Raw genomic sequence first — 11,746 nt, 5'->3', positions numbered from 1 at the left:
TCGCTTGATTTTTGCAAGGGCCTAACCGACAAGGGTTTTCGTTGGCCTGGCTGCGGCGATTCCCCGATCGGCCAGGAGGATTGGCGGTTTTTCGAAGGACACTGGAATGAACCGGCGATTGATTGCACTGACCGGTCTGGCGGTTGCAGTCCTGTTCGGCACGTTGGCGGAAAGTCGTGCGGAAATCGATCCGCTTACCGGGCGCCCGCTGCAGAGCGGCGGCGTGTGGGCCTACACGCCGATTCCGCGCAAGGTCGTCGATTACAACGGTCCGTATCCACCGGGAACCATTGTCGTCAACACGCCCGAACGGCGCCTGTATCTGGTGATGGAGGATGGCAAGGCGCTGCGCTACGGGATCGGCGTCGGGCGCGAAGGCTTCCAGTTCTCGGGCAATTTCACGGTCAGCCGCAAGGCGGAATGGCCGGATTGGCGTCCGCCGGCGGAAATGCGCAAGCGCCAGCCGGATCTGCCGGAATTCATGCCGGGTGGGCCGCAGAATCCGATGGGCGCGCGCGCGCTGTATATCGGCTCGACGCTGTACCGGATTCACGGCACCAACACCAACTGGAGTATCGGCCGCGACCTGTCGTCGGGCTGCATCCGGATGCTGAACGAGGATGTCATCGACCTGTACAACCGGGTGAATGTCGGCACCAAGATCGTCGTGCTGCAATAGATCGGGCCCCGAGGCAACGTGGGTGTCGATGGGCCGGAGCGCCATGCTCCGGCCCTTTGCATTTGCGGCAATGGCAGGCGCCGCATCGATCAGCGGGAGAGTCCCTTGCGAGCGAGCTCGGCCAGGTAGTCCGCCCAGAGCGAGTCGTGCTCGCGACCGAGCCAGTGCAGATAGTCCCAGCTGTAGATGCCAGTCGAATGCAGGTCGTCGAACACCAGACGGACCGCGTAATTGCCGATCGGGATGATCTCGAGGATCCTGACGTGACGCTTGCCGGAGACTGTCTGGCGCTGACCGGGGCCATGCCCCCTGACTTCCGCGCTGGGGCTGAGGACGCGCAGGAATTCCGCTAAGAACACATGGCGCGACCCGTCGTCGAAGGCGACCGTCAGGTCTGTTCCCTGCCGCGAAAGGCGCAGTTCGGTCGGCCATGGACGCTGTGGGGTTTCGGTCACTGTCGGTTTCGCCCGGTCGGATGCCGGCCGGCGGTCCGGGACGCGCCCCGCCGCCGCCCGACCGGCAATCTAGTCGCGATGCCCGGGCAGGCAAGTCCGCAGCGCAACACCGCCGGTGCGTCCGGCACCCGATTGTGCTATCCACTTCGCAAAGGCTCCCGGCAGTCGCGCAGTTGAAGGGGTTCGCCTGCATGACACGGCAAGATCTGGTGACGGCAAGTTCGACCGCGCCTGCAACAGGTACCTCGCATCGCCCGCCGCTGATCGACCCGTTCGCGCGCGCCGTCACCTATCTGCGCATCTCGGTCACCGACCGGTGCGACTTCCGCTGCAACTACTGCATGGCCGAGCACATGACGTTCCTGCCGAAGCAGGAACTCCTGTCGTTCGAGGAGATCGACCGCATCGCCTCGGCCTTCATTGCGCGCGGGGTGCGCAAGCTGCGTCTGACCGGCGGCGAGCCGCTGGTCAGACGCAACATCATGGCGCTGATCCGCACCCTGTCACGGCATCTCGACGGCGGCGGACTTCAGGAGCTGACACTGACCACCAACGGCTCGCAGCTCGCCCGCTTCGCCGACGAACTGGCCGCCTGCGGAGTCCGGCGCATCAACGTCTCGCTCGATACGCTCGATCCGGTGAAGTTCCGCGCGATCACCCGGTGGGGCGACCTCGGCAAGGTCATGGCCGGCATCGATGCGGCGCAGGCGGCCGGCCTCAAGGTCAAGATCAATGCGGTGGCGCTGAAGGGCGTCAACGAGGACGAGATCGATGACCTGCTCGTCTGGTCGCACGGCCGCGGCATGGATCTGACGCTGATCGAGACCATGCCGATGGGCGAGATCGAGGCCGACCGGACCGACCAGTATCTGCCGCTGAGCCTGGTGCGGGCGCGGCTTGCGGCGCGCTGGACGCTCGAGGACATCGACTACCGGACCGGAGGCCCGGCCCGCTACGTGCAGGTCGCCGAGACCGGCGGCCGGCTCGGCTTCATCACGCCGCTGACGCACAATTTCTGCGAATCCTGCAACCGCGTGCGGCTGACCTGTACCGGGACGCTGTTCATGTGCCTCGGCCAGGAGGACGCCGCCGATCTGCGTACACCGGTTCGTGCCTCGGAGGGCGATGAGCTGCTGCATCAGGCGATCGACGAGGCGATCGGCCGCAAGCCGAAGGGCCATGACTTCGTCATCGACCGCCGCACCCGCCGTCCCGGTGTCGGCCGCCACATGAGCGTCACCGGCGGATAGGTCGCGACCGGTTGCGCCAGCCCAGCAGGGCGCGCATGGGCGCCACGCATCCGCGCCGGTGGTCGGCCATCGCGCTTCGTGATAACAGCCGTGGTCGAGGGGTAAGGCCCCTGCGGCCAGTCCCGAACAACGCCCCCGCTCCGGAAGCGCCCGTGCCAGGTTCCGCGCATCGGCGGCAATCGACCGTCGGATCAGACTCGTGAGTACGCTGTCCGGGCCCGCGGCCGGCACGACCGCGCAGGAGAACCTGCGCGGCATCCTGTCGATGCTGGCGGCGATGCTGCTGTTCATCACCAACGACATGCTGGTCAAGCTCGCCAGCGAGCAGCTTCCGACCATGCAGATCATCTTCCTGCGCGGATCAATGGCGCTGGTGCTTGTCGTCGCCGCCGCCTACGCGACGGGCGCGCTCGACCGGATCCCGCGTTCCGGCGGCAGGATGCTCGGCCTGCGTACCATCGGCGAGATCGGTAGCACGCTGTTCTATCTCACCGCGCTGTTTCACATGCCGATTGCCAACGCCACCGCAATCCTGCAGGCCATGCCGATCGTCATGACGCTCGTCTCGGCCCTGTTCCTCGGCGAGATCGTGCGCTGGCGGCGCTGGGTGGCGGTGGTCGTCGGCTTCCTGGGCATGCTGCTGGTGGTGCAGCCCGGCACGGACGGATTCGACATCTACGCCGTGCTGGCCATCATCAGCCTCGGCTTCGCGGTGCTGCGCGATTTCTGCAGCCGCTACCTGCCGGCGGAGATGCCGTCGCTGTTCGTCTCCATGGTCGCGATGGCCGCCGTCACCACGGTGGGCGGCGCGCTGATGCTTATGGAGCCTTGGCAGCCGGTCAGCCTCGAGGCGTGGATCTATCTCGCCGCCGCGGCCGTCTTCCTCAGCGGCGCGTTCTTCTTCATCATCGAGGCGATGCGGCACGGCGAGGTGTCGGTCGTCACCCCGTTCCGCTATTCGATCCTGCTGATCGCGATCGCCTATGGCTACCTGATCTGGGGCAACCTGCCCGACCTGCTCGCAACAGTCGGCATCGTGCTGATCGTCGGCAGTGGCCTCTACGTGTTCTACCGCGAGCGGCAGGTTCACCGGGCCGCCCGCCGCCAGCCGGACGCGGACGGAAGGCCGTGAGCGAGGCGGCAGCACAGGGGCCGGACCTCAGGGTCGGACGGCTGCTCGCGATCCTGGTGGTCGCCAGCGGCCTCGGGCCGCTGGCGATGAACATCGTGCTACCCTCGCTGCCGGGTATGGTCGGCGAGTTCGGGGCGGGATATGGCTATGTGCAGCTGGTGCTCACCCTCTATCTCGTCTCGCTCGCCGCCGCGCAGCTTGCCTATGGTTCGCTGTCGGACGGTTACGGGCGCCGCCCGGTGATGATCGCCGGTCTCCTGATCTTCCTTGCCGGCAGCCTGATCTGCGCGCTGGCCTGGAACCTGCCGGTGCTGCTTGCCGGGCGCATCATCCAGGGCGCCGGCGGCAGCGTCGGCATCGTTCTCGGCCGAGCCATCCTGCGCGACCTGTTCGGCCGTGACCAGGCGGCGAGCCTGCTCGGCTACGTGACCATGTCAATGGTGCTGGCGCCGCTCCTCGGCCCGGCGATCGGCGGCCTGTTCGAGGAGACGCTCGGCTGGCGGGCAGGCCAGGCCGCCCTCGCGGTGTTCGCCGCGTTGACGCTGGCCGCGACATGGGCGCAGATGCCGGAGACCAACCGCGAGCGCGGCATCGCCGCCGGTCTCGGGCCGCTCCTCCGCGCCTTCGGCTTCCTTGCCCGAATACCAGTCTTCCTGCTCTATACCGGCATCCTCGCCTTCACCGCCGCGACCTTCTACGCCTTCCTCGGCGGGGCACCCTACATCGTCATAGAGCTGATGGGGCGCAGTCCCGGCGAGTTCGGGCTGTGGGCCATGTCGATCGCCGGCGGCTACATGATCGGCAACTTCGTGACCGGCCGCTATGCGGTCCGGGTCGGCACCCGCCGGATGATCCGGATCGGCGTACTTGTCGGCGTCGCCGGGGGGTTCGCCATGATGGCAGCCGTCGCGCTCGGGCTCGATCATCCGTTCTGGCTGTTCGCAACGATCATGGTCATATCGTTCTCGAATGGGCTGGTGATCGCCAGCGCCGTGACCAGTGCCGTCAGCATCCGCACCGATCTTGCCGGCGCCGCCGCCGGACTGAGCGGCTTCGTGCAGATCGGCTTCGGAGCGCTGGTCACGGTGATCGTCGGGATCATCCAGGGCGACAGCGCCATGCCGATGGCGACCGTCATCACGCTGGCAGCCATTGCCGCGGCCGTCTGCTACCTGCTCGCGGCGCGCCATCCCGACCCGGCGGACCTATCCGCCGCAAACCCCAGCGGCTAGACTGCGCGACCCGCCGAAGCCGCCCGCCCGACCAGACGCCCCATGCTGTTTCACGCCGTCGAGTTCGTCCTGGTCTTCCTGCCGGCGACATTCGCGCTGTTCCTGATCCTCGAGCGGACGGGGAACGCGCGCTTCACGGTGCATCTGCTCACCATTGCTTCGCTGATCTTCTACGGCTGGTGGGACTGGCGTTTCCTCGTGCTGCTGGTCGGCTCCGTGGCGGTGAACTACGCGATCGGCGCGGCCCTCGCCCGCCAGCCGGACGGGGGGCGCGGGCGCGCGTTGCTGATGCTCGGCATCGCCATCGATCTCGGGCTGATCGGGGTGTTCAAGTATGCCGACTTCGCCCTGGGTACCTTCACCGCCATCGCCGGATGGGAATACCACCCGCTCGGCATCGTGCTGCCGCTCGGCATCTCGTTCTTCACCTTCCAGCAGATCGCCTGGCTGGTCGACATCCGCAGCGGACGCGACCGGCAGGTGCCGCCGTTTCTCGACTACGCGCTGTTCGTCACCTTCTTCCCGCAGCTGATCGCCGGGCCGATCGTCCATTGGAGCGAGGTCGGCGGCCAGTACCGCCGCATGGCGCAGAGGAAGCGCGGTACCGACCGAGCATGGCTCGACGTCGCGGTCGGCCTGTCGATCTTCGCGGTGGGTGTCTTCAAGAAGATTGTCATCGCCGATGGCTGCGCCGCCATCGCCTCGCCCATCTTCGACCGGGCGGATGCCGGCCATGTGGTGCCGCCGCTTGCCGCCTGGGGCGCGGTCAGCGCCTACACGATGCAGATCTATTTCGACTTCTCCGGCTATTCCGACATGGCGATCGGACTTGCCCGGATGTTCGGCATCCGGCTGCCGGTGAATTTCTTCTCGCCCTACAAGCAGGCGAGCATCATCGGCTTCTGGCGCACCTGGCACATCACCCTGTCGCGATTCCTGCGCGACTATGTCTACATCCCGCTCGGCGGCAATCGGCAGGGACGGGCGCGCCGCCACGTCAACATGCTCGCCACCATGCTGATCGGTGGGCTGTGGCACGGGGCGTCGTGGAACTTCGTGCTGTGGGGCGGGCTGCACGGCATCCTGCTGGCCGTGAACCATGCCTGGCGGGAGTTCAGGCTGCGGCGCGGGATCGCTGCAACGGGCCTCGCCGGGAACCTGTGGCGCTGGGCCGGCTGGGCACTGACGCTCGCCTGCGTGATGCACGCCTGGATCCTGTTCCGCGCCGAGACACTTGCCGGCGCCCGCAACGTCGCCGCGGCGATGTACGGGCTCGGCGGACTGGTACCCGGCCGCTTCCACAACGCCCGCGTCACCGACATCGAGTGGGCAATGATCGGCGTCGCGCTGGCGATCGCGGTGCTCGCGCCGAACACCGCCGAGATCTTCCGCAAGTACAATCCGGCGGTCGGGCTCGCGGCGCTGAGACTGCGCCTTGCCGACGAGCCGATGGTGCGGCTGTACTACCTGCCGGCGACGTGGCGCCTGCCACCGTGGCGACCGCGGCTGGGCTGGGCGCTCGCCATCGGCGCGCTGCTCGTCGCCTATGTCTATACCGCCAGCCGGTACGAGGCCTATGTCGAGTTCATCTATTTCCGCTTCTGAAGGCCGCGCCCCGCGCCCGCGCATCGCCCGGCACATCGCCGGCTACCTGGCGGCGATCGGCACGCTGGTGGTGCTGGCGGTGCCGGCCTTTCTCGGGCTGGTGGCGCTCGGCCACGGGCTGACGCTCGACATGGCCTATGACAAGGTGGCGCTCCGGCTGACGGAGAAGATGGCGCTCGCCGAAACCCGCGAGGGCCGCCGCATCCTGGTGTTCTCCGGCTCGAGCGGCTTCTTCGACTTCCGTGCCGCCGACGTCGAGGCGGCGACCGGGCTCGCCACCGTCAATCTCGCCACCCACTCGGGCAACGGTCTCGCCTTCCTGCTCTGGCAGGCGGAAACCGTCGCACGGCCGGGCGACATCGTCATCCTGCCGCTCGAGGACGGCTACTACAGCGAGCCGGGCGTCACCTATTACGGGGCCAATGTCTCGCTGGCGATGGGCGCCGGCTTCTTCGACGATCTGCCCTTGCAGGACAAGCTGGTCTATCTGCGCAACATCCACATCCGCCGGCTCCTGAAGGTTGCCGTCGCGCGCCTGGGGATCGGCACCTACGAGCTGGAACCCGGCTGGACGCTGCCGATCAACGCCAATGGCGACATGGAGGCGCAGACCCCGGACCCCGCGGCCCTCGCCGCGCTGATCGCCGAGGTCTCGGGCCAGCGCGCGAACGGCTTCACCTTCGTGCCGCCGGCCTTCGAGCGGATCCGGGACTTCGTGGCGCGGATGCGGCAGCGCAACGTCGCGGTGGTCTTCACCCTGCCCGGCATCATGGAGACTGCCGCACCGACCGAGGCGCAGATCGCAGCGCTCGCGTACCGCATCGATCAGACCGGCGCCACGTTCCTGCCGCTGCGGCAGAACGGCGCGATTCCCGCCGAGATGATGTTCGACACGATCTATCATGCGGCCGTGCCCGGCGCGCGGGTCTATACCGCCCAGGTGATCCTGGCGCTGTGCGAACGGGGCGATGAACTCGGCTTTGCCTGCAGCAGCGAGGCGATCAACGCCGCCGAGACGCTACTGGTCCGAGCTGCCGAGCGGGGTTACCTGATCGCAGCGGATGCGGAGCTGGCGGCGATCGGGCCGCTGGGGGAGAAGCTGTTCGCGGCGCTGGAGGCCGGACGCACCTATCGGTTCAGCCTGGCGCGGCTGCGCGGCTGCCGCGACGAGCTGGTGATCCGGGCCGACGGGACGGGAACCCTCGACATCGCCATCGCCGGCAAGCCGGTCGCGCCGCTGATCGCGCCTGGACCGCTCGCCGAGGTGCGGCGGCAGCTCACCGGCGCGCCGGGCCTGGTGACGGTGCAGATCACCGTGCGGGAAGATGCGCAGCTCCATCTCGCCACCGTGCTGCGCGAGAGCAGCTGCAAGGGCTGAGTCCGGACGGCCCGATCCCGGCTGTTCGGCCGGGATGACGGGCGATCGTGTGACGACGTGCGGTGGCGGCGTGCCGGCCGACGCCCTCACCCCAGGACCGAGAAGCTCGATTCCGGGTTGATGGTCCTCAGCCGCGAGTAGAAGCCGACATTCGTGGTCCGGCCGATATGCTTCAGCGGAAAGATCACCGGATCGGCGTCGTGGTCGTGGCCGGCTTCGACCTTCTCGATCAGATGCGCCATCATCGCGCCGGCGACGCCGGCATTCTTGAACTGATTGCCGCTTGATCCGCAGGCCATGTAGAAGCCTGGCACGGCCGACTTGTCGTAGATCGGGATCCAGTCCTCGGTGACGTCGTAGAGTTCGGTGACGCCCTTCATCCGGCTGGTGATCGGCAGGCCGGGGATGCGCTGGGCGGCGCGCAGCGCCTGGACGCGCCACTGCTCGGTGAAATTGCGGTCCCAGTCGTCGGGATCGACCCAGTCGCGCGGATCGCAGGGCGGGTCCTCCGAACCGATCAGGATGAAGCCGCCCTTCTCCGGCCGGGTGTAGCAGGCGATGTCGGAGTCCGACGTCACCATGCCGATCTCGTCGTAGCCTTCGACCGGCATCGGCAGATGCACCACCTCCTGCTTCAGCGCGCGCGTGGTGATCTTCATGTCGGCGGTGGCGCCGGCGAGTTCGTTGACCTTGCTGGAATGCGGCCCGGCGACATTGACCAGGACGCGGGTTGCCAGCCTGGTCCCGTCGTCGAGCGTGACACCGGCGATCCGGCCGGTGACATCCTTGTCGATGCCGACGACACGCCGGTTGAACAGGAATGCGCCGCCAGCCGCCTCGGCCGCCCGCTGCAGATTGTGGGCGGACAGCTGCGGATCGGTGATGTAGCCCGCATAGGGAAAGTAGACCGCACCGGCCAGTTCGCCCCCGGTCGGTTCGCCGAAGCCCTCGTCCTCGGGCCGCTTCGGCGGATGATAGAGGCGGATGTCGAAATAGGGCAGCCGTGCCTTCAACGCCGCCGTGTCGAGATCCTCGTAGGGAATGCCGAGGGCATCCATGTTGGCCTTGACATGGGCGAGATGGCGGTTCGCCTCGGTCTTCATCACGACGCAGCCGGTCTGGCGGAACTCGGCGAGACCGCGCTCGTCGACAACGCCGAGATAATCGGCCCAGTGCTTCCAGTAGAAGTAGCCCTCATAGGCGAGCGCCGAGCCCTCGAGCGTCGAATAGTGGGTGCGGATGATCGCGCAGGACCCTGCCGTCGAGCCGTAGCCGGCGGTGGGCGCCATGTCGACGTTGAGGGTCTTCAGCCCCTTGCGGGCCAATTCCAGCCCCACCGCCGCGCCGATCACCCCGGCGCCGATGACGATCGCATCGTAGGATCTCATGGACTGCCAACCCTCCCCGCAAGAAGCACCTCACCTCCCCGCATCATTCCCGACGGCCGCCGCACAGCCGGGCTTCCCGACCTTGCGTCCCGACCAGGCCGACATCGCCGGCATCCGATGTCCTCGGCCGATCCGGGACCCGAACGCTCCGCGGCGGGTAGTGATCCGGTCCAGGGTCTGCGCACCGCGCCGGCCGGGACGACGGGCGTCGTGACACGGGGGGCGGGCATGACGGTATTCGTTTGCCGGTCATCGCGCTATCCCACCCGCGTCGCGGCGAGACGCGCCTCATCCAGCGCGATGCCGAGGCCCGGTTCATCTGACAGGACCAGATCGCCGTTCTCGTCCACATCCACCGGCGATTCCAGCATGAAGTCGCGCCGCGCGAGCGACCATTCCGGCGGATCGTAGGGAAACTCGATGAAGGGCGCCGCCCCGAGGCCGGCGGTCAGATGGGCATTGGCGAGGATGCCGATGCCGTTGGTCCAGGTGTGCGGCGTGAACAGCACGCCGTGATCCTCGGCGGCGATGACGATCCGGCGCAGGCCGGTGATGCCGCCGGTCAGCGCTGCATCCGGCTGGACGACGTCGACCGCGCGGGCATCGATCAGGTCGCGGAACTCGTAGAGCTCGCGCGTCATCTCGCCGGCGGCGATGCGGATGTCGGTTGCTTCGGTCAGCCGCCTCATGCCCTCGCGGTCACCCCGGTGCAGCGGCTCCTCCATCCAGTACACGCCGAGCTGCTCCAGCTCGCGGGCGACGTCGAGCGCATCCTTGAAGCGCCATGCGGCGGCCGTGTCCCACGGCATCCGCCAGCCCTGATTGCAGTCGACCATCAGCGTGAGGCGGCCGCCGACCCGCTTGCGCACCGTCTCCAGCGCCCGCACGTCCTCGCGCCAGTCGGCGCGGTGGAAGCGCACCTTCATCGCCCGGAAGCCGCGCCCGAGGACGGCTTCGGCGGCATCCGCCAGTTCTGACGGCTCGCGCAGCGTCGCCGACGAGGCGTAGACGGGGATACGGTCCGAGCGGCCGCCAAGCAGCTTCCAGACGGGTTGCCCGACGACCTTGCCGGCCAGATCCCACAGCGCCAGATCGAGCGGCCAGCAGCGGCCGTAGTGGAACGAGATGTTGTCGAGGACGCGGAAATGCCGCTCGAGGTCGAGCGGATCCCTGCCGATGAACAGATGCTCGTGGCCGGCGAAGCCGAGCATCAGATCGCCCGAGGCGAGGCCGGTCAGACCGGCGTCGGTGGCGACACGCACGATGGTGGCGCGGAAGTCGGTGCGCGGCCGCGTGTCCCAGCTCGGCCGGAATGGCGGATCGAAGGGGATGACGTGATGGCTGATCTCGATTCCGGTGATCTTCATGACGCCGGCCCCGTCATGCCGGCGCGTGCAAGCGTGAGCGCCGCCAGCCTCGCCAGATCCTCGTCGCGCACCTCGCGAACGGTCGACGCGCGCATCGCGGCGTTCTCGGGCGCCGCCATGCGCGCGGCGAGCAGCGCAGGGTCGGGCACCTCCGGCAAATGGCGGTCGAGCCCCAGTTCGTCGATGAATGCCGTGAACCGCGCCGGGAGCCCGTCCGGATCCGGCCCGATGCCGAAGGCTTCGGCGACGCGGGCGAACGCGGCCCGATTGCCTTCGATGACGAACGGGAGGCTGGCCTCCATGGCGAGTGCCACGGCCTTGCCGTGGTGCACCGGCATCAGGCTGCCGAGCGCGTGGCCGATATTGTGGGCAAGGGCGGTACCGGCATTGTCGATTGCCGTCCCGGCGAGGCAGGCGGCCGTCAGCATCCCCATGCGGGCGTCAAGATCACCCGGCCGGGCGACGGCAGCCGGCAGATGGCGGATGGCAAGGCGGATCGTCTCCAGGGCGTAGAGGTCGGTGACGTCGGTGCGGTTGCGGTTGGTCGCTGCCTCCATCGCATGCACCAGCGCGTCGAGACCGGTCGCCGCCGTCAGCGCCGGCGGCAGCGCCACGGTCAGTTCGGGATCGAGCACGACCGCATCGGGCTTGAGCGGGCCGCCCCAGTACCAGATCTTGGCGTGCTCCGGCGAGGTGAGCACCGCGACGGCGGTGGTCTCCGAGCCGGTGCCGGCGGTGGTCGGAACGCACAGGAGGCGAGCGGTGCGGGCGGGCAGCGGCGCCGCGGCCAGCCGGAATTCGGCGATCGGCCGGTCGGTGGCAGCGAGGACGGCGATCATCTTTGCGGCATCGAGTGCCGAGCCGCCGCCCAGCGCGACGATGGCATCGGCACGGATGCGGCGGGCGAGCCCGGCGCCGTCGATGACCTGGGTCTCGCGCGGATCGCTGACGACATCCTCGAAGCGGTGAACGGCGTGACCGGCCGCCGACAGGACGGCCTCCGCGCGGCCGGTGATACCCAGACCGGCGAGGGCCGGATCGGCGACGAGCAGCACCGTGGCAGTGCCACCCGTCTGCAACGAGACGTCTGCGCCGAGGCCGTCGATACGGCCGGGACCGGCCGCAATGGCCGGAACCCGGCCGAGAGAATAGCTGGACATGGTTTGCGCATACCGTGGATCGGTTCGCCGACGGTAGCGCCCGGCAGGCTCGAGTGCGACGCCAGGACGACGCCGGATGCCGGATTTTGCGACGGACCGA

General features: G+C 68.3%; 10 protein-coding genes. 6 read left to right on the top strand and 4 right to left on the bottom strand.

The features are described from left to right. Window positions 1-106: 106 nt before the first annotated feature. Window positions 107-679 carry a L,D-transpeptidase gene (locus EDC22_RS13275; RefSeq protein ID WP_132807159.1) on the top strand — a complete coding sequence of 191 codons (573 nt, stop codon included), beginning with the start codon at window positions 107-109 and terminating at the stop codon, window positions 677-679. Between the two features lie 89 nt (window positions 680-768). Here the strand turns inward: EDC22_RS13275 and EDC22_RS13270 are convergent, their stop codons facing one another. Beyond that, complete coding sequence (locus EDC22_RS13270) at window positions 769-1,134, bottom strand: gamma-butyrobetaine hydroxylase family protein (protein ID WP_132807158.1); 366 nt, start codon at window positions 1,132-1,134, stop codon at window positions 769-771. Between the two features lie 191 nt (window positions 1,135-1,325). Between EDC22_RS13270 and moaA the strand changes: the two genes are divergently transcribed. The 5 genes from moaA (at window position 1,326) to EDC22_RS13245 (ending at window position 7,731) form a co-directional block, all read left to right on the top strand. Then, window positions 1,326-2,384, top strand: coding sequence for a GTP 3',8-cyclase MoaA (gene moaA / locus EDC22_RS13265; RefSeq protein WP_132807157.1), 1,059 nt, complete (start codon window positions 1,326-1,328; stop codon window positions 2,382-2,384). 199 nt (window positions 2,385-2,583) lie between these two features. Then, window positions 2,584-3,516, top strand: a complete 933-nt coding sequence (locus EDC22_RS13260; protein ID WP_132807156.1) for a DMT family transporter — start codon at window positions 2,584-2,586, stop codon at window positions 3,514-3,516. Continuing rightward, entirely contained in the window at window positions 3,513-4,748 is a 1,236-nt protein-coding gene (locus tag EDC22_RS13255; protein ID WP_132807155.1) for a multidrug effflux MFS transporter, read from the top strand. The genes EDC22_RS13260 and EDC22_RS13255 overlap by 4 nt, the downstream gene beginning before the upstream one ends. A gap of 42 nt (window positions 4,749-4,790) precedes the next feature. After that, window positions 4,791-6,353 (top strand): MBOAT family O-acyltransferase, encoded by a 1,563-nt coding sequence (locus EDC22_RS13250; RefSeq protein ID WP_132807154.1) that lies wholly within the window; start codon window positions 4,791-4,793, stop codon window positions 6,351-6,353. Further along, a complete protein-coding gene (locus EDC22_RS13245; protein ID WP_132807153.1) occupies window positions 6,325-7,731 on the top strand; it encodes a hypothetical protein in 1,407 nt (468 codons plus the stop codon). The genes EDC22_RS13250 and EDC22_RS13245 overlap by 29 nt, the downstream gene beginning before the upstream one ends. A gap of 86 nt (window positions 7,732-7,817) precedes the next feature. Here the strand turns inward: EDC22_RS13245 and EDC22_RS13240 are convergent, their stop codons facing one another. From EDC22_RS13240 to EDC22_RS13230, 3 genes are all read right to left on the bottom strand, one after another. Beyond that, window positions 7,818-9,119: an NAD(P)/FAD-dependent oxidoreductase gene (locus EDC22_RS13240; protein WP_132807152.1), complete on the bottom strand. Its 1,302-nt coding sequence runs from the start codon at window positions 9,117-9,119 to the stop codon at window positions 7,818-7,820. Window positions 9,120-9,376: 257 nt separating this feature from the next. Next, complete coding sequence (locus EDC22_RS13235) at window positions 9,377-10,486, bottom strand: mandelate racemase/muconate lactonizing enzyme family protein (RefSeq protein WP_132807151.1); 1,110 nt, start codon at window positions 10,484-10,486, stop codon at window positions 9,377-9,379. After that, complete coding sequence (locus EDC22_RS13230) at window positions 10,483-11,646, bottom strand: iron-containing alcohol dehydrogenase (RefSeq protein ID WP_132807150.1); 1,164 nt, start codon at window positions 11,644-11,646, stop codon at window positions 10,483-10,485. The genes EDC22_RS13235 and EDC22_RS13230 overlap by 4 nt, the downstream gene beginning before the upstream one ends. Window positions 11,647-11,746 lie beyond the last annotated feature (100 nt).

This window comes from Tepidamorphus gemmatus, assembly GCF_004346195.1.
Classification (GTDB): Bacteria; Pseudomonadota; Alphaproteobacteria; order Rhizobiales; family Tepidamorphaceae; genus Tepidamorphus; species Tepidamorphus gemmatus.
This window is presented reverse-complemented; position numbering and strand designations above follow the sequence as displayed.